The 22955-nt window shown below is 68.4% G+C and carries 23 protein-coding genes and 1 pseudogene; 3 read left to right on the top strand and 21 right to left on the bottom strand.

Annotated features, from left to right (window positions below):
* Positions 1-86 precede the first annotated feature (86 nt).
* Positions 87-1649: a DNA repair protein RecN gene (locus L0D17_RS01980; RefSeq protein WP_243093673.1), complete on the top strand. Its 1563-nt coding sequence runs from the start codon at positions 87-89 to the stop codon at positions 1647-1649.
* A complete protein-coding gene (locus tag L0D17_RS01975) occupies positions 1646-2812 on the top strand; it encodes a GGDEF domain-containing protein (protein ID WP_243093672.1) in 1167 nt (388 codons plus the stop codon). The genes L0D17_RS01980 and L0D17_RS01975 overlap by 4 nt, the downstream gene beginning before the upstream one ends.
* Here L0D17_RS01975 and L0D17_RS01970 read toward each other — a convergent pair.
* Genes L0D17_RS01970 through gmk form a run of 5 tightly spaced genes read right to left on the bottom strand, consistent with a single transcriptional unit; the run spans position 2796 to position 6052 of the window.
* Positions 2796-3407 (bottom strand): MarC family protein, encoded by a 612-nt coding sequence (locus L0D17_RS01970; RefSeq protein WP_039458225.1) that lies wholly within the window; start codon positions 3405-3407, stop codon positions 2796-2798. The two genes, L0D17_RS01975 and L0D17_RS01970, sit on opposite strands and share 17 nt — an antisense overlap.
* A gap of 15 nt (positions 3408-3422) precedes the next feature.
* On the bottom strand, positions 3423-3908 hold the full coding sequence (gene argR, locus L0D17_RS01965; RefSeq protein ID WP_039458222.1) for an arginine repressor: 486 nt from the start codon (positions 3906-3908) through the stop codon (positions 3423-3425).
* A gap of 10 nt (positions 3909-3918) precedes the next feature.
* Positions 3919-5109 (bottom strand): bifunctional phosphopantothenoylcysteine decarboxylase/phosphopantothenate--cysteine ligase CoaBC, encoded by a 1191-nt coding sequence (gene coaBC, locus L0D17_RS01960; protein ID WP_243093671.1) that lies wholly within the window; start codon positions 5107-5109, stop codon positions 3919-3921.
* Positions 5110-5409 (bottom strand): DNA-directed RNA polymerase subunit omega, encoded by a 300-nt coding sequence (gene rpoZ, locus L0D17_RS01955; protein WP_039458217.1) that lies wholly within the window; start codon positions 5407-5409, stop codon positions 5110-5112.
* Positions 5390-6052, bottom strand: a complete 663-nt coding sequence (gene gmk / locus L0D17_RS01950) for a guanylate kinase (protein ID WP_243093677.1) — start codon at positions 6050-6052, stop codon at positions 5390-5392. Before gmk ends, rpoZ begins: the two co-directional genes overlap by 20 nt.
* Positions 6053-6144: 92 nt before the next feature.
* Between gmk and L0D17_RS01945 the strand changes: the two genes are divergently transcribed.
* The gene (locus L0D17_RS01945; protein WP_243093670.1) at positions 6145-7572 is read left to right on the top strand and encodes a glycoside hydrolase family 13 protein; all 1428 of its coding nucleotides are present in this window, start codon (positions 6145-6147) and stop codon (positions 7570-7572) included.
* Here L0D17_RS01945 and L0D17_RS01940 read toward each other — a convergent pair.
* The 16 genes and pseudogenes from L0D17_RS01940 to L0D17_RS01865 form a co-directional block, all read right to left on the bottom strand.
* Complete coding sequence (locus L0D17_RS01940) at positions 7569-8012, bottom strand: methylated-DNA--[protein]-cysteine S-methyltransferase (protein ID WP_152607349.1); 444 nt, start codon at positions 8010-8012, stop codon at positions 7569-7571. The two genes, L0D17_RS01945 and L0D17_RS01940, sit on opposite strands and share 4 nt — an antisense overlap.
* Positions 8013-9038, bottom strand: coding sequence for a SpoIID/LytB domain-containing protein (locus L0D17_RS01935; RefSeq protein WP_423247943.1), 1026 nt, complete (start codon positions 9036-9038; stop codon positions 8013-8015). It abuts the gene before it with no gap.
* A gap of 37 nt (positions 9039-9075) precedes the next feature.
* Entirely contained in the window at positions 9076-10530 is a 1455-nt protein-coding gene (bshC, locus tag L0D17_RS01930) for a bacillithiol biosynthesis cysteine-adding enzyme BshC (RefSeq protein ID WP_243093668.1), read from the bottom strand.
* Positions 10531-10541: 11 nt separating this feature from the next.
* A complete protein-coding gene (locus L0D17_RS01925) occupies positions 10542-11165 on the bottom strand; it encodes a Crp/Fnr family transcriptional regulator (protein WP_039458205.1) in 624 nt (207 codons plus the stop codon).
* Positions 11166-11174: 9 nt separating this feature from the next.
* Complete coding sequence (locus L0D17_RS01920) at positions 11175-11993, bottom strand: menaquinone biosynthesis family protein (protein WP_243093667.1); 819 nt, start codon at positions 11991-11993, stop codon at positions 11175-11177.
* 5 nt (positions 11994-11998) lie between these two features.
* On the bottom strand, positions 11999-14758 hold the full coding sequence (locus L0D17_RS01915) for a tetratricopeptide repeat protein (protein WP_243093666.1): 2760 nt from the start codon (positions 14756-14758) through the stop codon (positions 11999-12001).
* A gap of 62 nt (positions 14759-14820) precedes the next feature.
* Entirely contained in the window at positions 14821-15843 is a 1023-nt protein-coding gene (locus L0D17_RS01910; protein ID WP_243093665.1) for a 1,9-bis(guanidino)-5-aza-nonane synthase, read from the bottom strand.
* 66 nt (positions 15844-15909) lie between these two features.
* A pseudogene (locus L0D17_RS01905) lies at positions 15910-16129 on the bottom strand (hypothetical protein); the annotation flags it as partial.
* Positions 16129-17019: a 2-hydroxyacid dehydrogenase gene (locus L0D17_RS01900; RefSeq protein WP_243093663.1), complete on the bottom strand. Its 891-nt coding sequence runs from the start codon at positions 17017-17019 to the stop codon at positions 16129-16131. The pseudogene L0D17_RS01905 and the gene L0D17_RS01900, both read right to left, overlap by 1 nt.
* Positions 16994-17521 (bottom strand): GNAT family N-acetyltransferase, encoded by a 528-nt coding sequence (locus L0D17_RS01895; RefSeq protein WP_039458189.1) that lies wholly within the window; start codon positions 17519-17521, stop codon positions 16994-16996. The genes L0D17_RS01900 and L0D17_RS01895 overlap by 26 nt, the downstream gene beginning before the upstream one ends.
* Positions 17522-17545: 24 nt before the next feature.
* Positions 17546-18820, bottom strand: coding sequence for a Glu/Leu/Phe/Val family dehydrogenase (locus L0D17_RS01890; RefSeq protein WP_039458186.1), 1275 nt, complete (start codon positions 18818-18820; stop codon positions 17546-17548).
* A 13-nt stretch (positions 18821-18833) separates the two neighbouring features.
* Positions 18834-20093 carry a Glu/Leu/Phe/Val family dehydrogenase gene (locus L0D17_RS01885; RefSeq protein ID WP_243093662.1) on the bottom strand — a complete coding sequence of 420 codons (1260 nt, stop codon included), beginning with the start codon at positions 20091-20093 and terminating at the stop codon, positions 18834-18836.
* 49 nt (positions 20094-20142) lie between these two features.
* Positions 20143-21090: a polyprenyl synthetase family protein gene (locus L0D17_RS01880; RefSeq protein ID WP_243093661.1), complete on the bottom strand. Its 948-nt coding sequence runs from the start codon at positions 21088-21090 to the stop codon at positions 20143-20145.
* A 16-nt stretch (positions 21091-21106) separates the two neighbouring features.
* Positions 21107-21517 carry a hypothetical protein gene (locus tag L0D17_RS01875; protein ID WP_243093660.1) on the bottom strand — a complete coding sequence of 137 codons (411 nt, stop codon included), beginning with the start codon at positions 21515-21517 and terminating at the stop codon, positions 21107-21109.
* A 32-nt stretch (positions 21518-21549) separates the two neighbouring features.
* Positions 21550-22185 (bottom strand): redox-sensing transcriptional repressor Rex, encoded by a 636-nt coding sequence (locus tag L0D17_RS01870; protein ID WP_071677275.1) that lies wholly within the window; start codon positions 22183-22185, stop codon positions 21550-21552.
* Entirely contained in the window at positions 22182-22955 is a 774-nt protein-coding gene (locus tag L0D17_RS01865; RefSeq protein WP_243093659.1) for an SPOR domain-containing protein, read from the bottom strand. Before L0D17_RS01865 ends, L0D17_RS01870 begins: the two co-directional genes overlap by 4 nt.

The following is a 22955-nucleotide window of genomic DNA, read 5'->3' as shown; positions in this document are numbered from 1 at the left end:
GAGTGGTCCCCACATTTTTACTCGTCCAGTCTCACATGTGTCTGTCCGGGTTCAGTACCCCGGACCAGACCTTACAATGGGTGAGGATGCTGCTACGCCTCGAGGTGAAGAACCTCGCCGCCATCCGCGAGGCCACCCTGGAGCTCGCCCCCGGCCTAAACGTCCTCACCGGGGAAACCGGTGCAGGGAAAAGCCTCCTGGTGGACGCCTTGGCTCTCCTTTTGGGGGAAAGGGCCGAGGGGCTTATCGGTCCTTATGGGGATAGCCTCCTCGTCACCGCCTTCTTCCAGGGGGAAGAGGAGCGGGTCCTTTCCCGCCGGGTGGGGGCCCGCTCCACACCCCGCATAGACGGGGAGGTGGTGAGCCTCAAGGAGCTCCAGGAGGAAGCGGAGCGCTGGCTATCCCTCCAAGCCCAGCACGCCGCCTTGGCCCTCCTTTCCCCCAAGCGCCAGCGGGAGCTCCTGGACGCCCTGTTGCCCTCCCCCCTCCTTCAGGCCTACCGGGAGGCCTACGCCCACCACCAGACCCTCCTCGGCGAGAAGCGAGCCCTGGAGGAGGCCCTTCGGGCGAAAAGCGAGCGGGAAGACCTCCTGCGCTTCCAGCTGCGGGAGATCCAAGCGGCCAAACCCCGCCCGGGGGAAGACCTAGCCCTTGAGGAGGAAGCCCGGCGCCTTCGGCACCTGGAAACCCTGCGGGAGCGGGCGGGTAGGGCCTACGCCCTCCTGGCGGACGAGGGGCTTTCCCCCTTGGAAAGCGCCGTGCGGGAGCTCCGCCAAGGGGGGCGGTACGACCCGGCCCTGGAAGCCCTGGCCAAGGACCTGGAAGCCGCTTTAGAGGGCGCAGAAGCGGTGGCGCGGGAACTGGAGGGGTACCTGGAGGGCCTCGAGGCCGACCCCGGCCGCCTCGCCCAGGTGGAGGAGCGCCTGGCCCTTTTGGAGCGCCTCAAGCGCAAGTACGGCCCCACCCTGGAAGACGTCCTGGCCCACGGGGAGCGGGCCGAGGCGGAGCTGGCCGCCCTGGAAGGAGGGGAAGCGCGCCTACAGGACCTTGACCAGGCCCTCAAAGCGGCGGAAGAAGCCCTCTGGCAAGCGGGGGAAGCCTTGGGCGAGGCCCGGCGGGAGGCGGCCAAGGGACTGGAGAAGGCCATGGGCGAGGAGCTCGCCGCCTTGGGGCTTCCCCAGGCCCGCTTCCAGGTGGCCTTCACCCCCTTGCCCGAGCCCGGGCCCTTCGGCCTGGAGGAGGTGGCCTTCCGCTTCGCCGCAAGCCCCCACCTGCCCCTTTCCCCCCTTTCCGCCGCCAGCGGTGGGGAGCTTTCCCGCATCGCCTTGGCCCTCGCCCTCCTCACCGGGGCCGAGGCCCCCACCGTGGTCTTTGACGAGATGGACGCCGGGGTAGGGGGGGAAACCGCCTGGAAGCTGGCGGAGCGCCTGGCCCGCCTGGGGGAAAAGCGCCAGGTGCTGGTGGTGACCCACCTGCCCCAGGTGGCCGCACGGGCCCACCGCCACCTGAAGGTGGTGAAGGAGGGAAGCGAGGTGCGGGTGGAGGTGCTGGAAGGGGAAGCGCGGGTGCGGGAACTGGCCCGCCTCCTTTCGGGCCAGTACACCGAGGCCGCCCTCTCCCACGCCCGCTTGCTCTTGGAGGCCGGATGAACCTCTTGGAAGCCCCCTACCCGGTCTTTCTCCTCCGGGAAACCGGCGTGGAGCGCAATCCCCTGGCGCAGGGCCTCCCCGTGCCGCAAGGGGACACCTTGGCCTTCGGGGGAAAGACCTACCGGGTGGCCCGCCTGAGGGTCCCGGAAGGCACCTACCTGCTCCTTCTGGACACCACGGACCTTTCCGTCCAGGCCCGGGCCTACACCGGGCTTCTAAAGGTCCTGCGGGGGCTTTTGCAGCACGAGGAGCCGGAAGGGCTTCTGCAGGACCTCATCCGGGAGGCGGTGGCGGTGGTGCCGGGGGCGGAAGCGGGAAGCATCCTCCTCCGGGAGGGGGGGTATTTCCACCTGGTGGCCCAGGAGGGGTTTTCCGAAGCCCTCCTAGGGGCCCGCACCTCCTTGGAGGAAGAGCTGGCCTGGTACGGGCTCGGCGTGGACAACTGGCTTAAGGGCCGCCCCCGGGTGCTCAAAGGGGTGGAGATCCGCCACCTCTCCAGCCTGAGCACCGTGGAGGCCCGCCCCGCCTTTTTTGAACACGGCCGCCTCCTGGAGATCCAGGCCACCTTGGGGCTGCCCATCGTCCTGGAAGGGGAGGTGCTGGCGGCCATGAACCTGGATAACTTCCACGACCCCGAGGCCTTTACCCCGCTTTCCCTGGAGCTGGCCCAGGCCTTCGCCTTGGAGGCCGCCCTCCTCCTCAAGGCCATGAAGGAGCGCCAGGCCCTGGAAAGGGCGGCCCGCACCGACCCCCTCACGGGCTTGGGGAACCGGCGGGCCCTGGAGGAGGCCTTCCCCGAGCTGCTGGCCGAGGCCAAAGCCCTGGGGGAGCCCTTGGCCCTCATCTACTGGGACCTAAACAGCCTCAAGGCCCTGAACGACCGGGAAGGGCACGCCGCCGGGGACCGGGCCCTGAAGGCCCTGGCCGAGGCCCTGAAGCGCCTTTCCCGCCGCCGGGACCTGGCTTTCCGGGTGGGAGGGGACGAGTTCGTGAGCCTCCACCTGGGCCTTAGCGAGGAGGAGATCCCCGCCCTCATCGCCCGCCTGCGGCAAAGCCTCCCCTACGGGGTGGCGGCGGGCGGGGTGGGGGTGGAAGGGGAGGAGCTGGAGGCGCTTTTGCAGGAGGCGGACCGCCGCATGTACCGGGCTAAAGGAGGCCCTTGACCCCATCGGCCACGTACTGCACCGCCAGGGCGGCGAGCAAAAGGCCCAGGACCCGGGTCACCACGTTCACCCCCGTGCGCCCCAAGGCCCGGCGCACCCCGGAAGCGGCCCGCAGGAAGATATAGGCCAGAAGGAGGACCAAAAAGGCGCTGAAGAGGACCACCGCCCACCCCCCCACCACCCCCCGGGCCTCCCCCCCCAGGATGAGGACGCTGGCCAAGGCCCCAGGCCCAGCGATGAGGGGGATGGCCAGGGGAAAGACGGAGATGTCGGCCCGGGCTAAGGCCTCGTCCTTCTCCTCCTCGGTTTCCCGCTCGTGGTGGGCAAAGACCATGTCGGTGGCGATGCGGAAGAGGAGGATCCCCCCGGCGATGCGCAGGGCCTCGAGGCTAATCCCCAGGTGGGCCAAAAGCCCCCTCCCGAAGAAGAAAAAGGCCACGAGAAGCCCTCCCGCCACCAGCACCGCCCTCCCCGCGATCTGGGCCTGCTTTTTCGGGGGGCGGTCCCCCGCCAGGGCCAAGAACACGGGGACCAGGCCCACCGGGTCCATGACCACGAAGAGGGTCAGGAAGGACTTCAGGAAAAGTTCTATCACTTCGGGCCTGCGGCGCTAAGCCCCTCCCTTGATGGCCCTGCCCGCCAAGAGAAGCTCACCGAGCTCCTCCTCCAAGGCCTTGGCCTCCTCCTCGCTCCGGGCCACCACCAAGATGGTGTCCTCCCCGGCCAGGGTGCCCACGATCTCGTCCCGCTTGAGGCGGTCCAAGAGGAGGGCAATCCCCGAGGCGTGCCCCTCAGCGGTTTTCACCACCAGGATGTTCCCACCCCGGTCCACGTCCTTGACGAAGAGGCCAAACTGCCGTTTGAGCTCCTCGTAAACGTCCTCGGGAAGCTCCACCGAGGGCAGGGCGTACTTGTGCCGCCCCTTGCCCAAGGCGATGCGGGCCAGGCGGAGCTCGGCGATGTCCCGGCTCACCGTGGCCTGGGTCACCTCAAAGCCCAGCTGCCGTAAGCGCTCCACCAACTCCTTCTGGGTGCCGATCTCCTCCCGGCTCACGATCTCCTGTATGGCGCGGTGCCGCTCGGCCTTGCTGCGCATATCCACCCCGTTAGGCTTTCCAAAACTCCCTGACGAAATCCAGTATACGGTGGGCCACCTGGCGCTTGGGCATCCGGGGAAGCTCCAACACCCGCCCATCCCTTAGGAGGAGGACCACCTCGTTTTCCAGGCTCCCAAACCCCACCCCCTCCCGGTTCACCCAGTTGAGGACGATGAGGTCCAGGTTCTTGCGCACCAGCTTCCCCCGCGCCCGCTCCAGACCCTCCCGGGTTTCCATGGCGAAGCCCACCAAAACCCGCTTTTCCTTACGTTCCCCAAGCTCCTTGAGGATGTCGGGGTTGGGTACCAGGCGGAGGACCCGGCTTGCCTCCACCTTGGGCTCCTTGTCGGCCAGGGTGGTCTCGGGGCGGTAGTCGGCCACCGCCGCCGCCATGACCACGGCCTCCGCCCAAGGGTAGCGGGCCAGGATGGCTTCCCGCATCTCCAAGGCGCTTTCCACCCGCACCACCTGGACCCCCCAAGGGTCGGGGAGGCAGGTGGGGCCCGCCACCAAGCCCACCTCCGCCCCCCTATCCCGGGCGGCCTCGGCCACGGCGTAGCCCATACGCCCCGAGGAGGGGTTGGAAAGGAAGCGCACCGGGTCCAGGTACTCCCGGGTGGGTCCGGCGGACACGAGGAGCTTCAGGCCCTCGAGGTCCTTAGGGGTAAGGAGGGCCTCCAAACGCGCCACCAGCTCCTCGGGCTCCAACATCCGCCCCAGGCCCTCCCCCTCCCCCACCGCGGCCAAGGGGCCGTGGGTGGGGCCAAAAAAGGCGTGGCCCAAGGCCTTTAGCCGCTCCACGTGGCCCTGGGTCTGGGGGGCGAGCCACATGGCCTCGTTCATGGCCGGGGCCCAGGCCACCCGCTTGGCCCCGGCGAGGAGGGTGGCGGAAAGGAGGTCGTCCGCCAAGCCCAAGGCGGCCTTGGCCAGGGCGTCGGCGGTGGCGGGGGCCACCAGGACCACGTCGGCGAAGCGGGCGAGCTCTATGTGGAGGGCCCGGCCGTGGGGCTGGAACCAGGCCTCCTCCGTGGCCACCTCCCCCCCGGCGGCCACCGCCAGGGAGAGGGGGGTGACGAAGGCCAAGGCCCGGGGGGTGGCCAGGACCCGCACCTCGTGCCCCGCCTGGCGGAGGAGACGGAGGAGGTGGGGCACCTTGATGGCCGCCACCCCGCCGCTCACCGCCACCAGGACCCGGGCCACCTAGGCCTCCTCTTCCACGGGGTAAAGCCGTTCCATCTCCTTCTGCAGGCGGTCCTCGGGGACCAGGTTCTCCCCGAAGACCAGCCGGCCGGTGTGCAGCTCCTTCATGGCCCAGGTCACGGGGTTGGGGTCGTCAAAGAGGCCCTCGAGGGTCCGCATCTTGGGCCTTTCCTCCGGCTCCAGCACCGTGTTCTTAAAGCGGTGGCGCAAAAGCTGCTGCGCCCGCTTGGCCACCACCACGGTGAGCCGGTACTTGGAATCCACCATGCCGAGAAGCTTGTCAATGCCGGGTTCCGCCATGGTCCCTCCTCAGGATCTCGTCCAGCTCGCTTTCCAGGTCGGGGTCCCGCTCCAGGGCCTTTTGCAGGGCCCAGGCCATCCGGTCGGTGCGCCGCCTTTCGGCGGTGAGGATGGCCAAAAAGTCCGCCACCGCCTCCTCCAAAACGTCGTTCACCACCACGTAATCAAAGAGGTGGGCGTTTTGGATCTCCCACTCCGCCTGCGCCAGGCGCTTGGCGATCTTCTCGGGGCTATCCTTCCCCCGGTAGACCAGCCGGCGCTTCAGCTCGGAAAGGGATGGGGGAAGGAGGAAGATGAGGACCGCCTCCGGCACCTTCTTGCGCACCTGCAAGGCCCCTTGCACCTCAATCTCCAAGAGGACGTCCTCCCCCCGGGCCAGGGCCCGCTCCACGGGGGCCTTAGGGGTACCGTAGAGGTGGCCCACGTACTCGGCGTACTCCAGGAAGCCGTCTTGGTCCAGGAGGGCCTCAAAGGTGGGGCGGTCCACGAAGTAGTAGTCCACCCCGTCCCGCTCCCCGGGGCGGGGAGGGCGGGTGGTCATGGAGATGGAGTAGAAGAGGCGGGTGCGCTCCAGCACCTTGGCCCGCACCGTGCCCTTCCCCACCCCGCTAGCCCCGGTCATGACGAAAAGGCGGCCCCGCATGGCCTTCACCCCGGGAGGATACCAAAACCCTGAGCCTGGGGGCAAGGATTTTTGTGATGTAGGCACCTTTCGCCCGTGGTACACTTGAGCCCGTGGCCTGGTACGAGGGCGCCTTCTTTTATCAAATCTTCCCCGACCGCTTCTTCCGGGCAGGCCCCCCGGGCAAGCCCGCCCCCGCAGGGCCCCTGGAGCCTTGGGACGCCCCGCCCACCTTGAGGGGCTTCAAGGGGGGCACGCTTTGGGGGGTGGCGGAGAAGATCCCCTACCTGGTGGAGCTGGGGGTGGAGGCCATCTACCTCAACCCCGTCTTCGCCTCCACCGCCAACCACCGCTACCACACCGTGGACTACTTCCAGGTGGACCCCCTCCTGGGAGGGAACGCCGCACTCCGCCACCTCTTGGAGGTGGCCCACGCCCACGGGATCCGGGTCATTCTGGACGGGGTCTTCAACCACACGGGTCGGGGCTTCTTCGCCTTCCAGCACCTTTTGGAAAACGGGGAGCATAGCCCCTACCGGGACTGGTACCACGTGCGGGGGTTCCCCTTGAACGCCTACGGCCCCAACCCCAACTACGAGGCCTGGTGGGGCAACCCCGAGCTCCCCAAGCTCAAGGTGGAAACCCCGGCGGTGCGGGAGTACCTCCTGTCCGTGGCCGAGTACTGGATCCGCTTCGGGGCCGACGGCTGGCGGCTGGACGTGCCCAACGAGATCCAAGACCCCGAGTTCTGGCGGGCCTTCCGCAGGCGGGTCAAGGGGGCGAACCCCGAGGCCTACATCGTGGGGGAGATCTGGGAGGAGGCGGACTTCTGGCTCCAGGGGGACATGTTTGACGCCACCATGAACTACCCCTTGAGCAGGGCCGTTTTAGGCTTCGTGGGTGGGGAGGCCCTGGACCAGGAGCTGACGGGAAGAAGCGGGCTGGGCCGCATAGAACTCCTGCAAGCCCTGGCCTTTAGCCACCGCCTGGAAAACCTCTTCGCCCGATACCGTCCCGAGGTGGTGCGGGCGCAGATGAACCTCCTCACCTCCCACGACACCCCCCGCCTCCTCACCCTCCTTAGGGGAAGCCTGGAGCGGGCCCGGCTTGCCCTCTCCCTCCTCTTCCTCCTTCCCGGCAACCCCACGGTTTACTACGGGGAGGAGATCGGCATGGAAGGCGGGCACGACCCGGAAAACCGGGGCGGCATGGTCTGGGCGGAGGCGGCCTGGAAAAAACCCCTATGGGAAGCGGTGCGGCGGCTCGCCCGCCTGCGCCGGGAGCACCCGGAGCTCCGCACCGCTCCTTACGGGCGAGTCTACGCCGTGGACGGGCACCTGGCCTTCACCCGAGGGCCCTACCTGGTGGTGGTGAACGCCACCCCCGAGCCTTTCCTCCAGGACATCCCCCTGCATGGGGCCCTGCCCCGGGGGGCCCAGGCGGTGGACCTCCTCTCGGGCGCCCTCTGCACCCCCAAGGGGGGGCGGCTTTGCGGCCCCGAGCTTCCGCCCTTTTCCGTGGCGGTCTGGACCGAGGTCTAAAGGGCCCCTTCAAAGCGGAGGAGCCAAAGCTTTAGCCCCTCCTGCCCGGCGAAGCCCCCAAGCCGGCCATCCTGGTGGATGACCCGGTGGGCGGGCACCAGGAGGAAGAAGGGAGAGGCCCGAAGCCCCGCCCCCACCGCCCGGGGGGAAAGCCCCAGTTCCCGGGCGAGGGCCCCGTAGCTCGTGGTCTTGCCGTAGGGGATGCGGCGTACCCTCTCGTAAAGGCGGATGCGCTCCGGGGAAAGCCCGCTATAGTCTAGGGGGATGTCCAAAAAGTCCGGGCGTTTTCCGGCGAAGTAGGCGGCGAGGCTTTCCCGCACCCTTTCGGCCAAGGGACCTTGCGCCTCCTTGCCCCGGGGAAAAAGGGCGGGCTCTAGGCACGCCACCCCCACGGGGGAAACCGCCAGCCAAAGGGGGCCTAGGGGGGTGGAAAGGAGCACCTAGGGCACCCCCGCCAGGAGGAGCTCGGAGAGGAAGGTGCCGGGGAAGTAGTGGCCCAGGATCTCCCGGTGGTCAAAGCCCGCCTCCGCCATCCCCTTGGCCCCCCACTGGGAAAGCCCCACCCCGTGCCCCGCCCCCCGGCCCACCGCCTCAAAGCCTTGGAACTCGGCCAAGGCGGAGGGAAGGCCCATGAGGCGGAGGAGGCGCTGGGCCTCCGGACCCCATACCTCCACCCCCATAAGCCGCACCCGCCAGGCCCGGCCCGAGGGGCTACGCTCCAACACCTGGGGCGCCTCTTCCCCTTTAGGGGTGTAGCCCAAGGCCCTGAGGGCCTGCTCCGCCGCCTCCTTGGACACGGAAACCCGCCAGGCGCTCTTGGGCCCCTTGGCGTAGGGGTCGGGCCGGGGGCGGAGGTAGGGAAGAGCCTTTTGGAACACCTCCTCGCTCCCCGCCGTCATGCCTCCAGAGTCGGCGTGGTACAGGGCGGAGATGGCCTTGCCCCCGTAGCTCAGGACCTGGCCCCGGGTGGCGGCCACCGCCTGGGCGTGCTTGGGCTTCTCGGCGGCGAAGCCCAGGTAGACCTGGCAGAGCTCGCTCGCGCAGAGGTCGTAGGGCGCCTTGGGGTTCAGGCGGTTCACGGCGAAGGTGCGGGCCAGGACCGCCTGGGCCTTCAGGGCCTCCAGGGGAAAGCCCTCGGGCATCTCCCCCGGCAGGACCCCGAGGAGGTAGTCCTCCAGGAGGACCAAGTTGATCACAAGGAGCTTGCCTCCCTGGGCGAGAAGCCGCACCCCACCCCGGTAAGGGCGGCCCTCGAGGCTAAAGTAGGGCACCTCCAGGTCAAAGGAGGGCGCAACCCGCCCCTCCAGGACCACCCCTTCCCCGCCCGCAGAGGCGCGTACCTCCCCGGAAGGAAGGGCCAGGCGCACCGCCTGCCCTGGAGGCACCTCCCGAAGGAGCACCCGGAGGAGGAGGTCTTTCCCCTGCCCCCGGGCGGGGAAAAAGGCGAGGAGGGGAAGGAGGAACATAAGGGGCCAGAAACGCACCATAGCCTTCCCCTCCATCCTAGCCCAAGACCAGGGTGGCCCTGCCCTGGGGCGGGGCCTCCGCCAAGCGGGCCAAGGCCTCCGGGTGGCGCAGGGCGTACATGGCGAAGGGGTAGACCCGCTCCTGGGGCATCCCTAAGGGCAGGAGGTGGCGCTTAAGCCGCTCAAGATGCCCCATGAGCACCGCATCCTTGCCCATGCGGGCCCTGAGGAGCTTGCGCAAAAGCCTTTCCCCCTCTCCCGCAAGCCGCACCCTAAAGCGGCGGAAGGGGCGCTCCAGGGTGGGCTCCAAGGCCTTGGCCTGGGCCTGCAAGGCCTCGAGCCGGGCCAGAAGCTCCCGAAGCTCCTCCTCCAAGGAGCGGTAGCCCTCCAAAAGGCCCCGGACCGCTTCCAAAAAGGCCTCCTCTCCCCGCTCCAGGAAGGCCCAGGGGGAAAGGCGGTAGTTTTCCAGAATGCGCCGGATGGGGGGCTCCAGGACTACCGCCTGAAGCCTGAGAAACAGGGCGGGCACAGGAAGGCCGTAAAGGGCATAGACCCGGGAAAGCTCCGCCACGTAGCGGAACTCGTTGGGCCCCACAACAAAGCCCGCCGTGGGCAGGACGAGGTCCTGGAAGACGGGCCTCAAGCCCGCAGCCGGGGTGAGGCGGGAAGGGTCCTGCCGTGCGATTTCCCCAAGCTCCTTGGCCGTGTAGCGGCGCACCCCGTCGGTGAAGGCTCCGCCCTCGTAGAAGAGGAGGCGGCGGGCATCGGTTTCCAGAAAGAGGTTGGTGGCCCCGGGCTTGCGCCGCAAGGGGGGCTTTCCCCCTAGGGCCCGGATCCTTTCCGCCTCCTGGTTGATGGCCTCGGCGCTGGCCAGGGGGTCGGAAAGCTCCCGCTCTAGCGCCTCCAGGAAAAGGGGGGCAAGCTCCTCGGCCATGGGGTCAAAGGGGATGAGCCCCCGCTCCCCCAAAAAGGCCAGGAGGGTGCGGGCGAAAAACTCGGAAAGGGTCTTCCCCTCCAGGGCGTAGGCCACCCGCGCGTCCTTGGCCCAGGGCCCGAGGAAGGCCTTGAGGTCCTCCCGGTAGGGGGCCAGGGGGATGCGCCCCGCGGGCAAGGGGGGCAAAGGAAGGGAGAGGGTCCTCACCTCCTCGTCCAGGAGGAGGTGGAGGTGGCGCACCTCCTCCACATCGTGGTCCTGGGAGGCCACCCAAAAGACCGCGCTCCCCCCTACCCCCCCCGCCAGGGAAAGGGCGGCGTGGGCCTTGTAAAAGGTGAGGGAAGGCCCCCCCAAAAGCCCCGCCTGCTGCCCCGTGACCACCGCTCCCCGGGCAAGCCCCGCCAAGGCGGCCAAGGCTTCTGGGGGTGCCCCCAGGCGTTTCAGGTAAGCCCCTAGGGCTTGGGCAAGCCCCGGGTGGGCCGCCCGCCCAAGGCGCGCCTTAAGGGCCTCCTCCCCCTGGGGCAGGCCCAGGAGGCGGGCCAAAAGGGCGGCTTCCATAGCTTTAAAGCCTATAGCGCCTCGGCCAAGCGGGCAAGGGCTTCCTTGTCCTGAAGCTCCACCCGGCGGTAGCCCAGGTCCACCAGGCCCTTCAGGGCCCACTCCCCCAGGAGCTTGGTCACCGTTTCCCGGGTGGCCCCCACCATGTGGGCCAGGTCCTGGTGGGAAAGGGCCACCTCCCCCTCCTGGGCCAGATCCAAGAGGAGGCGGGCCAGGCGCTGGGCCACGGAGAGGTGGCGGGCGGCCCAGAGGGCCTCCTCGGCAGCCTTGAGCCTCCTGTAGAGGGCCTTGAGGAAAAAGGCCTCCACCTCCGGGAAGCGCCTTAGGGCCGAAAGCTCCTCGGCCTTGGCGAAGAGGAGCTCGGCGTAGGTGAGGGCCGTGGCCCCGGCGGTGCGCCGCCTCTCCCCCACCAAGGCCTCCTCCCCCAAAAGCCCCCCCGGCCCCACCACCCCCAGGCTCGCCGCCTCGCCCGTGGCCGAGCGGGGGCCCTCCAGCCAAAGAAGCCCTTCCCGCACCAGGTAGACCCCATCCACCCCGTCCCCCAGGGCGTACAGGGTGGCCCCCCGCCGCACCCTAAGGGGCAGGAAGATGCGGGCCAGTTCCCGCCGGGCCTCGAGGGGAAGTTCCTGGAACATGCCCCGAGTCTACCGAAAAAGGGGTAAGGAGGAGGCCGGCATAAGCCCTTTAGCCTCCGCCAGAGCGAAGAGCTTTTCCACCGCCTTCTCCCCCTCTTCCCCCACGTCCAGGCTAAAGGGGTTCACGTAGGTGCGCACGTGGGCCCAGATGACCTCTTCGGAGAGCTCCTGGGCGTGGGCCTTGAGGTAGGGAAGCGTCCTTTCGGGGTGGGCGAAGGCGTACTCTAGGCTCCGCCGCACCGCCTCGTCCAGGGCCTTTATGAGGTCCTCCCCCAGGTCCCGCCGGGCCAGGATGGCCCCGAGGGGCAGGGGCAGGCCCGTCTCCCCCTCCCACCACTCCCCCAGGTCCAAAAGCTTCACCAGGCCGTACTGGGGGTAGGTGAAGCGGCTTTCGTGGATGATGAGCCCCGCCTCCACCTCGCCTCGGGCCACCAAGGGCATGATCCGGTCGTAGCGCACCTCCACCGGGTGGAAGCCCTCGGCATAAAGGGAGAGGAGCAAAAAGGCGGTGGTGTTCCGCCCGGGGATGGCCACCCGCGCCCCTTCCAGGCGCTTTAGGGGCCTCTTGGCCACCAAAAGGGGCCCCACCCCCCGGCCCAAGGCCCCCCCGCTCCTTAGGGCCACGTACCGGTCCCGCACCCGGCCGTAGGCGGCGTAGGAGAGCTTGGTGAGGGGAAGCCTTCCCTCTAGGGCAAAGCGGTTTAGGGTCTCCACATCCTCCAAGACCGCCTCCACGGGCACGGGGCTCGCCACCTCGCCGTGCACCAAGGCGTAGAAGATGAAGGTGTCGTTGGGGCAGGGGGAGTAGCCGAGCTTTAAAGCCTCCATGCCCCTTACTGTACCCCCTTGAGGGCCCGCTTGAAGAGCTCGGGGGCGAAGCCCTTTAGGGCCCGGAGGAAACCCGTGGCCCCCCGGGCCCGCCCGGGGATGATGTGGACCGGGATGCCCAGGCGCTCGGCCTCCTGGCGCACCGGCTCGGAAAGGTCGTGGCCCACGTAACTGGAAACGATCATGAGGCCGTGGGCCCGCTCCAGCCGGTTCAGGATGCGCTTTAGGGCCTCCTTCCCCACCCCGGCGCTATCCGCGTCAAACCAGTCCACCCTGAGCCCCCGGCCCTCCAGGAAGGGCACCAGGCGGCTCCGGAGTTGCGTGTGCCCCCCCACCACCAAAAGGTGCTCCCCGTGGAAGCGGGGCAGGGCCTCTTCCACTAGCTCCCCCGGACTTTCGGGCAGGGGCTTGGCCTCCTCCCCCAAGGCCTCGAGGCCCCGGGCCACCGCCCTTAGCTCCTCCAGGTAGAGGAGGAGGCTTTCGTCGTGGGGCCTAAGGAAGAGGAGGTTCCTGAGAAGCTCCCGGGCCAGTTCCAGGTCCTTCTCCCGGTAAAGGGCCACCTCCAGGGCCTTCTGCCAGTACTCCGCCGCCTGGCGCCAGTTCCCCTGGGCCTCCTGGTGCTCCGCCAGGTCAAAGAGGACCTCCAGGGCCTGGGGGTTTTGCCCAAGCTCCGCCTTTAACAAGGCCTCCGCCTCCCCCACCCGCCCCGAGGCGTAGAGGGCCGCCAGGTACCGCCCCCGCACCGCCTCCGCCTCCGGGCTTTCCCGGAAGGAGCGGGAAAGGCGGTAGGCCAAGGCCAGAAGCTCCAGGGGAGGCTCGGGGGTGCGGCCTAGGGCCTGGTAGAGGACGTGGAAGGCGGCCCAGGGGCCTTCTAGCCGCTCCAAAAGGGAAAGGAGCCCCCTTAGGTCCTCCTCCGCCACCTCGGCGAGCCCGGCGTCCCGGGCCCGGGAGAGGAGCTCCCGGGCCAAGACCTCCTCTCCCCCCGCCAGGGCCTCCTGGGCCAGGCGGAAGAGGTAAGGGGCGGGGTAGGCCCTCAGGGCGTGGGCCCGCTTGTGGTCCCCCAGCACCTCCCTAAGGGGGCGCCTTAGGGCACGCTTCACCTCCGCCAAGTGGTGGTAGGCGAGCCCCGCCACCTCCCCTTCCCCGTGCCGGGCCGCCCGCTCCAGGAGGTGAAGGGCTTCCCGGTAGCGCCCTTCCCGCTCCCGCAAAACCCCGAGGAGCAAGAGGGCCTCCGGAATCTCCGCCCGGGCCAAGGCCTCGGTGAGGTAGGGCTCCACCCCTTTGAGGTCCTCCCCCTTGTGGTCCAAGGGGGTGCGCAGGCGCAAGGCGGCCAAGGCCAGGCCCAAAAACCCCTCCGCCTCGTCCAGGTCGGCAAGCCGCCGGGCGTAGCGCTCCGCCCGGGCGAAGAGCCCCTGCAGAAGGGCCGCCTTCAGGCCGAGGCGGAGCATCTCCCGGGTGAGGAGGCTCGGGGAAAGGTCCTCCACGAACTCCGCCCGGCGGCTCACCTCCGCCCACTCCCCCTCCTTGGCGTAGCGGCGCATGCGCTCGGTGATGCGCTCCAGGGCCTCCCGCACGTAAAGCTCCGCCTCGGGCAGGCCCGATTCCACGAACTGCCTTAGGGCGTCGGCGTACCGGCCCTGGGCCAGGTAGACCCGCCCCAGGGCCAAGCGGTACCGCCCGCCCCGCCCCGCCAGGGCCTCGAGGCGCCCCTGGGCCCGGGCGTACTCCCCAAGCTCCACCAGGACCAAGGCCCTAAGGTCCTCCGCCTCCTCGGAAAGGGCCCGCCGCAAGGCCTCCTCCGCCTCGGCGAAACGGGAAAGGGCGAAAAGGGCCTTGCCCCGCAGGTGGGCCGCCTCCCCTTCCACCCCCTCGGGCAGGAGGGAAAGCACCTCGGCGTACTGCCCCGCCTCCAAAAGCGCCCGCACCCGGGCCAGGTCCGGCCCTTCCGCCAAAACCGCCACCGGCTCCAAGGCGGGCGCTTCCCAAAGGGCCTCCTCCGCCGAAACCTCGGCCAAGGCCTCGGGCCTTCTGGCCAGCACCAGGAAGTACTCCCCCTCCCCCACCCGCGCCACCTCCTGGAACCCAAGCCGCCTCAGGCCCTCCTCCACCCCCTCGAGGCTTTTGCCCAAAAAGGGCCCGTGGCCGTAGACCAAAAGCCCCCCAGGCTTCAGGAGCCGGGCGAAGAGGGGCAGGCGCTCAAAGAAGGCGAAGCGCTTCCAAAAGGCCTCGGGCTCCAGGCGGCTTTCCAGCTCCTGGTCCACCTGCCCTTCCGGGAAGACGGAGAGGAGCAAGAGGGTGTCAAAGGGGGGGAGGTCCACCTCCTCCGCCCACCCCAGGTGCCACGCCACCTCGGGCACCCGCTTCCGCCCCAGGTCCACGGCCTCCTCCACCCCGTCCAGGGCGTGCCAGGAAAGCTCGGGCCGCTTCCTTTGCAGGTAGCCCACCAAGGCCCCGGTAAACGCCCCCACCTCCAAGACCCGCCCCTCCACCCGGGAAGGCACCTCCTTGGCGTAAAACTCCAGGAAGGGAAGGTGCATCCCGTAGACCAGGGCCTCCCCCTTGGGGACCTTGAGCACCTCCCGGTAAAAACTTCGCACCGCTTCCCTGCCCCCCCCGGCCAGATAGGCGCGCCAGGCCTTGAGCAGGGGCTCCCGGCGGGCGGGGCTTCCCATGCGCTTGGCCAGCTCCGCTTCAAACCGCCCCGGGGAAACAGGCCCCTGAACGCCGAAACGCTCCTTTAGGTAGAGCCTTAGCTCATCGGGCATTTGCCGGGAGTGTACCAAAAAGGGAGGGGGGCGGTAAAGCCGCCCCCCAAGACCCCGGGACCCTAAGCGGGCACCTCCTGGCGGAAGAGGTCGGCGTAGCGGCGCTTGGCCCGCATGGGGGCCCGGTGGTAGACGTAGGAGGCGAGGAGGGGGAAGGCCAAGGTGGCCTCGGCGAAGACCATCTGGGAAAGGGCGGCGTCCACCTTGCCCCAGCTTTGCGCCTCGGAAAGCGTGGAGCCAGAAAGCCCCCCGTCCCGCTCGTCCGCCACGGTGATCTGGATGGCGTACTTGTGCATCTCCACCTGGTGCCCCAGGACCTCCGCCGCCACCACGATGTCCTGGGCGAAGTTCTTGGGCACCCCGCCCCCCAGCATCACGAGCCCCGTGGTGCCCGCCTTTAGCTTGATCTCCGTGAGCTCGCGGAAGTCCGCCACCGAGTCAATGGTCACGTGGGCCTTGGGGTTTTTCACCTGGTGGTAGACCAGGCCGAAGCCGGCGGAGGAGTCGGAAAAGGCGGGGACGAAGATGGGCACCCCCTCCTCATAGGCCGCCCGGACGATGCTCGTTTCCCCCAGGCCCCTTTCCGCCAGGTAGCGGCCCATGTGCCAGATGAACTCCCGGCTAGAGTAGGGGCGGGGCTCCAAGCCATCGGCGATCTCGGCGATGGTGTAGTCGGTGTGCCGGAGCTCTTCCTCGTCAATGTAGGTGTCGTAGATGCGGTCAATCCAAAGGCGGCGCAGGGCCTCGTCGTCGGCCTTGGGGTCCCCCTGGTAGTGGCGGTGGCCCAGGGCCTCAAAGAAGTCCTGGTCCACGATGTTGGCCCCGGTGGCCACGATGGCGTCCACCAGGCCCTTTCGGATCAGGTCGTGGATGATGAGCCCTTGGCCAGCGGAAACCAGGCTCCCCGCCAGGGTGAGGATGACGGCGGCGTCGTCTTGGAGCATCTTGAGGTAGATCTCCGCCGCCCGGTGGAGGTTCCTGGCCTGGAAGGCGGTCTTGCCCATGGCCTCGAGGATGGGCCCGGCGTCAAAGGCCTTGATGTCTATGGGGACCACGGGCGTAGAGAGGAGGACTTTCTTTTCCATGTTTCTCCTTTCTACGCGGGGTGGGCGTTGGGCGGCTCCCCCCCTTTCGCGCCCCCTGCCTCCTTGGGGCAGGACCTCAAGTATACCACCCCCCGGCGATGGGGGGGTAGACCTCCAAGGGGCCCTCCACCTCCTCCTCGAGGCCCACCACCTTGTCCCCCACCGCCAGAAGCCACACCTCCTCCAAGGGAACGCCCAGCTTCTCCAAGGCCTCCTTGGGGGTTTTGGCCTCCACCTGCAGGCGCTCGCCGTAGCGGCGCAGGTCGCCGTGAAGGAGAACCTCCACTAGTACCCCTCCCGCACCACGTTCCAAAGGGGCTCCCCCCGGAGGTACCGCCCCACCTGCTCCGCCAAAAAGCGGGCCGCCCGCCGATTAAAGCCCTCGGAAAGCCCCGCCACGTGGGGGGTGATGACCACCCCCTTGGCCCGCCAGAGGGGATGGTCCTCCGGCAAGGGCTCGGGCTCGGTGACGTCCAGAAAGGCCCGCACCCTTCCCGCCTCTAAAGCCTCAAGGAGCGCTTCCGTGTCCACCAAAGCCCCCCTTCCAGCGTTCACCAAAAAAGCCCCCGGCTTCATTTGGGCGAGGAAGTCCCGGTCCACCATCCTCCGGGTTTCTGGGCTTAGGGGAAGGAGGAGGACCACGGCGTCCGCCTGGGGCAGGAGGTGGGGAAGGTCCTTGGGGGTGTAGACCCCGGGGCGGGCGGTGCGGGCCACGGGGAAAAGCTCCACCCCGAAGGGCTTAAGCCTTTCCGCCACCGCCCGGCCGATGGCCCCGTAGCCTAGAAGAAGGACCGTCTTCCCCTCCAAGTCCAGAAGCCGCTTGGGCGCCCAGCGCCTTTCCCTCTGCGCTTCCCAAAAGCCGGGCAGGTCCTTGAGGAGGGCGAGGAGGGCCATCACCACCCACTCCGCCACGGGCGCGTCGTGGATGCCGGAGCCGTCGCAAAGCACCACCCCTTGCGGCACCAGGGGAAGGATCCAGTCCACCCCGGCGGAGAGGGTTTGCACCACCTTCACCTCCACCTCCGCCAGCACCTTCCGCACCACCTCCTCCTGGCGGAAGGGGGGGAGGAAGAAATCCGCCGTCTTGGGCCAGGGCTCGTCCAAAAAGCGCACCTCCACCCCCTCGGGCAGGAGGGCGAAGACCTCTTGCCTAAGCCTCGGGGCCAAAATCCTCACGGCGCACCTCCATGTACACGTCTTCCTTGCCTTGGGGCCCAGGGACTAAGCCCACCTCGCGGAAGCCCGCCTTCTGAAAGGCCCGCCGGGCCCGGTGGTTGTGGGCGAAGGTGCGGAGCTTCACCCGCTTAAGGCCTAGCTCCCTAAAGGCGTAGGCCAAGGCCGCCCGCACCGCCTCCGTGCCGTAGCCTTGGCCCCAGCGCTCCTTTTTGCCGATGAGGATGCCCAAGGTGGCCTCCTCCGGGGTGAGGTCGTAAAGCTCAAGCGTACCCAAATACCCCCCCTCCTCGTCCAAGATGGCGAAGGCCAGGCGGTCCTTCCGCCGTGTTTCCGCTTGGACAAAGCGCCTAAAGAGCCAAAAGGGGGAGCGCAAGGGGCTAGAGCCGTTCCACTCCGCCACCTCGGGGTCGCGGAAGGTCTCGTAGAGGCCCTTCCACTCCGCCTCGCTCAGCCCCGCGCTAAAGGGCTTCAGCGTCACGCGGCCATAGCGGGGCCAGTCCACAAGGGATAGCCTAGCGCAAGACCCCTAGGGGTAAAGCCCCCTTAGGGCGCGGGCCTCGAGGACCCGGGTGGCGGCCACCACGTAAGCGGCGGTGCGCAGGGGGATCTTCTTCTCCTGGCTCACCTGCCACACCGCCTCAAAGGCGTTCCTCAAGACCCGCTCCAGCCTATGGTTGATCTCCTCCTCCGTCCAGAAGTAGGAGTTGAAGTCCTGCACCCACTCAAAGTAGCTCACCGTGACCCCGCCGGCGTTGGCGATCACGTCCGGCACCACCAGCACCCCCTTCTCCTGCAGGATGTCGTCCGCGGCCGGGGTGGTGGGGCCGTTGGCCCCCTCGGCGATGATCTTGGCCTGGATGCGCCAGGCGTTCTGCTCCGTGATCTGCTTCTCCAAGGCGGCGGGGATGAGGAAGTCCGTGGGCACCGCCCAAAACTCGGGGTTGGGCAAAGGCTCCGCCTTGGGGTAGCCCCGCACCCCCCCGTACTCCCCCACGTGGCGGAGGAGGTCGTAGGGGTCAATCCCCGCCTCGTTGTAGATGGTGCCCGTGTGGTCCTGCACGGCGATGATCCGGGCCCCGTGGTCGTGGAAGATGCGGGCGGCGGCGTTCCCCACGTTGCCAAAGCCCTGCAAGGTGACCCGGCTTCCCTCAATGGGAAGCCCGATCTTCTCCGCCGCCGCCGCCGCGGTGACGAAGACCCCCCGGCCCGTGGCGTCCCGCCGCCCCAGGGAGCCCCCCAGGGCGATGGGCTTCCCCGTCACCACCCCGGGCGCGGTGCGGCCCACGTTCATGGAGAAGGTGTCCATCATCCAGGCCATCTCCCGCTCCCCGGTGTTCACGTCGGGGGCCGGGATATCCCGGTCAGGCCCCAGGAGGATGCCGATTTCCGAGGTGTAGCGGCGGGTTAAGCGCTCCAGCTCGTGGGAGGAAAGCCTCTTGGGGTCCACCCGGATCCCCCCCTTGCCCCCGCCGTAGGGCAGGCCCACGGCGGCGTTCTTGATGGTCATCCAGGCCGCCAGGGCCATAACCTCGGAGAGGGTGACCTCGGGGTGGTAGCGCACCCCGCCCTTGGCCGGCCCCCGGGCGGTGTTGTGGTGGACGCGGTAGCCCTCAAAGTGGGCCACGGTGCCGTCGTCCAAGTGGATGGGCACGTCCACGATCAAGACCCGCTTGGGCCGCTTTAGGCTCTCCGCCAGGGGGGCGTAGCGCCCCAGGTAGGGGACCACCCGGTCCACCTGCTCGGTAAAAATCTCCCAAGGGCCGCCGTCTTTGCCCAGGTAGGAAAGGGGTTCGCTCTTCATAGCCGCCTCTTCTTTAGGGGTACACGCCGCGAAGCCGTGTGGCCTCGTTCAACCGCTCCAACGCCAAGACCAAGGCCCCGGTGCGGAGGTCCAGGGAAAGCCCCTCAGCCTTGGCGCACACCTCCGCCACCGCCCTGGCCACGCTCTTGGCGAAGCTCGCCTGCACTTCCTCCGCGCTCCAGAAGAACATGTTGAGGTCCTGCACCCACTCCAGGTAGCTCGCCAGAAGCCCCCCACCCCCGGTGAGGAGGTCGGGCACCACCAAGACCCCCTTGCCCAGGAGGTAAGCCTCGGCCTCGGCGGTGAGGCCGAAGTTGGCCGCCTCCAACACCACCGGGGCCTTTACCCCCTTAGCCCCCTCCCCATCCAAGGCCCCTTCCAGAGCGGCCAGGACCAGGTAGTCCACGGGAAGGCCAAAGAGTTCCTCCGGGGCCAGGTTGTACGCGGGAAGCTCCCCCGTGGCCTCGTGGTGGGCCAAAAGCTCAGCCACCGCAAGCCCCTCTTCCCGGTAAAGCGCCCCCCGGCTCGTGGAAACCGCCACCACCTTCAGGCCCAAGCGCTCGGCGTGGAGGGCGAAGCTCCCCCCCACCTGGCCGAAGCCCTGGACCGCCACCTTCGCCCCCTTTAGGGGCAGGCCCCGCCTTTTGGCCAGCTCCGCCAGGACCAGGGCCACGCCCAGCCCGGCGGCGTCGTCCCTCCCTTCGGTGCCCCCAAGGGCGTGGGGCTTTCCCGTCACCACCCCGGGCACGGTGGAGCCCACGGTCATGGAGTAGGTGTCCATGATCCAGGCCATCACCTGTTGGTCCGTCCCCACGTCGGGGCCCAGGATGTCCATGTCCGGGCCGATGAGGGTGACCAGCTCGGCGGTATACCGGCGCACCAAACGTTCCAACTCCCTCCGGGAAAGGAGCTTGGGGTCCACCGCCACCCCGCCCGCCGCCCCACCGAAGGGAAGATCGTACACCGCCGCCTTCAGGGTCATCCAGGCGGCAAGGCCCGCGGTCTGGCCCAGGGTCACCTTGGGGTGGAGGCGCACCCCCCCCTTAGCGGGCCCCCGGGCGATGTCGTGCACCACCCGGTAGCCCTGGAAGACCCGCACCTTGCCGTCGTCCATCACCACGGGCAAGGAGACCGTGACCAGGCGCTTGGGGTGGGCCAGGTACTCCAAGGTGGTGGGGTGAACGGCGGCCACCTTCAGGGTCTTTTCTAGCCGATCCAAAAAGGCCTCCCATAGGCCGGGGTCCTCGGGAGGACGGTAGGCGGGCAGGCTCATAGCATCACCTGGGGGGATTATACCCCGCCCCTTGGGGGCAAACCGCCCGCTAGGAAAGCCGCTTTGCCTCCTTTAGGGCAAGCGCCTTCAGGGCCTCCTTGTAGGGGCTATCCGGCAGGGGCGTAAGGGCCCTCGCCGCCTCCTCCGCCCGGGCGCGGATTTGGCCTTCCACCTCCGCCGCCACCCCGCTTTCCCAGGCCCAGGCCCGAAGGCGCTCCAGGTCCCCCTCTTCCCGCCCCTTGCGCTTCAGGATTTCCCGCGCCTCGGGAAAGCGCTCCATAAGGAGGAGGGTGATGAGGGTGGCCTTCCCCTCCCGCACGTCACCGCCCACGGGCTTGCCTAAGGCCTCGGGCGTCCCCATGAGGTCCAGGTAGTCGTCCCGCATCTGGAAGGCCTGGCCGTAGAGGAGGCCGAAGCGGCGCAAAGCCTCCCGCACCTCCTCCCTTTCCCCCCGCAAAAGGGCGGGTCCCTCGGTGCAGAGGGCCATGAGGGCGGCGGTCTTGGCGGTGATGATGCGCTCGTAGTTTTCCAGGGAATAGTCCTCCAAGGCCGCCACCTGGAACTGCAAAACCTCTCCCTCGGAAAGGGTTTTGGCCACCTCGGCGAAGCGCTCCACCAGCTCCATGCGCCCCGTTTGGGCGATGACGTAGAGGAGCCGGGACAGGAGAAAGTCCCCGGAGAGCACGGAAACGGCGTTTCCGTAGCGGCGGAAGGCCGCCTCCTTGCCCCGGCGCATTTGGGCATCGTCAATGAGGTCGTCGTGGAGAAGGGTGGCGGAGTGGAGGAGCTCCACGGCCAAGGCCAGCTCCAGCTCAAAGGGCGCCCCGCCCAAGGCCCTGGAGGCCAAAAAGACGAGCCGGGGGCGGATCCGCTTGCCCCCGGCGGTCACCAGGTCCTGGTGGATGAGGCGGATGAAGAGGACCTCGGACTGCACCAGCTCGGAAAGGGCTTCCTCAAAGCGAAGGAGGGGGGCCTCGAGGGCCTCGTGGACCGTCACGCCCCCCAGTATAGGGCTAGTAGAGCGCTATGGGTGCGGGCAGGGGCACCACCTTGGACTGGCCGTTGGCGGAGGTGGTGCGGTACTTCACCGCCTGCACCGGCGAAAGGGGGGTAGCAGCTTTTTTCTCGTAAGTGCGGGTGTAGGGGCCACAAGGGTCCGCACTGGAAGGCGGGCAAGCCTGGGGGATCAGGAAGGGAGCGTCCAAGGGATTGTCCTGGGCGTCCAGGAGAACCACGCTTCCCGCCCCAGAGCCGGGCAAAGCGTAAAGAACGATATCGTAGCGATATGTGTAGGTGGTGTTGTTGTTCTGGTCCGTTTCCGTGGAGAAGGAAAAGTTTTCCCGCGACACCAAGACCGTGGGACCGCCAAAGATGACCCCTCCTTCAAAAAAGTTGCCACAGCCCGAGACGAGCAAAGCCAACACACCCGATAACCCAACCAACAACCACTTCCCCTTCATCCCATCATCTCCTCTCTCCACTTAGGGTTCAGTATAGAGAAGGTCAGCCGCGAAAGGCCAGCGAGAAAATCCACGTTCTCCACCGCCACCTCCTTGGGCACCTCGAGGACGGCGGGAGCAAAATTGAGGATGCCCTTGATCCCGGCCGCCACCAGGCGGTCCGCCGCCTCCTGGGCGGCCTCCCGGGGCACGGTGAGGAGGGCGATCTCTATGCGCCCCGGCACCCTTTCGGGAAGGCGGTCAATGTGTTCCACCACCCCTTTGCCCACGGGGCGGCCCACCTTCTCCGGGTCCACGTCAAAGAAACCCCGGAGCTCAAAGCTTTCCCCAAAGCCCGGGTAGTCGGCCAAGGCGCTGCCCAAACGGCCCATACCCACGATGCAAAGCCCCCAGCGGCGGTTCAGGCCCAGGATGTGCCGGAGCTCCCGCTTTAAGACGGGCACCGTGTACCCCACGCCCCGGGTGCCGTAGGAGCCGAAGTAGGAAAGGTCCTTGCGCACCTGGAAGGCGGTAACCTGGGCCAGCTCGGCCAGTTGCTCCGAGCTCGTGCGGTGCACCCCCTTGGCCTCCAGCTCCTCCAGGATGCGCAAATAGGTGACCAGGCGGATGATGGCGGCGCTCGGAACCTTCATTGCACCTCCAACGCCGTAAGGCCCAGGGCCTCCACCTTGGCCTTCACCGCCTCTTTCTCCCCTTCCGCCACCGGGCCTACCCGCACCCGGTACACGCCGTTTTTGACCAAGACCACCGGCAAGCCCACCTCCTTGAGCTTCCCCGCCAAGGCCAAGGCGTTTTCCTCCTTTTGAAACGCCCCCACCTGCAAATACACCTGGCCCTCGGGAGGCGCCGCCCCCTGGCCCCGGTAAACCTGGGCCCCGTAGGAGGCCAGGGCCCGGGCTACCCGGGCCGCCTCCCCCTCCGTGGCGTAGGGGCCCACCACCACCCGGGTGAGGTTGCCCGCGGCCTCGAGGCGGGCCAGGTATCCTTTGGCCTTCAGCTCCCGCTCTAACCTAAGGGCGTTTTCCGGGTTGGCGAAAGCCCCCACCACCACCCGGTAGGCTCCGCTTGCGGTGGGGGTGGGCGCCGGGGAAGGAGTAGGCTTGGCCCCTTCCTCCCGGCCCTGGGTGGCCTTCGGTGTGGCCTGGGGTGTGGCCGGGGCCTCAGGGGCCTTGGGCAGGGGGATCACGGTGACCACGGGCTCAGCGGAGGTGGAGGGAGGCGTTGGGGAAGGAGGTGGGGTGGGGGCCGCGGAGGGGCTTGGCGCGGGGGACGGGGCCACCGCCTGGGAGGCGGGACGTGAAAAGGGGTTGATGCCCGTGAGGTATAAGACGATTCCCGCCGCCACCAAGGCGATGAGGAGGAAGATGAAAAGGTCCAGCCAGTTCTCCTTAAGCCAGCGCAT

Source organism: Thermus thalpophilus (genome assembly GCF_022760915.1).
Taxonomy (GTDB): Bacteria; Deinococcota; Deinococci; order Deinococcales; family Thermaceae; genus Thermus; species Thermus thalpophilus.
The sequence above is the reverse complement of the archived record's forward strand: the minus strand, read 5'-3'. Positions and strand labels throughout refer to the sequence as shown.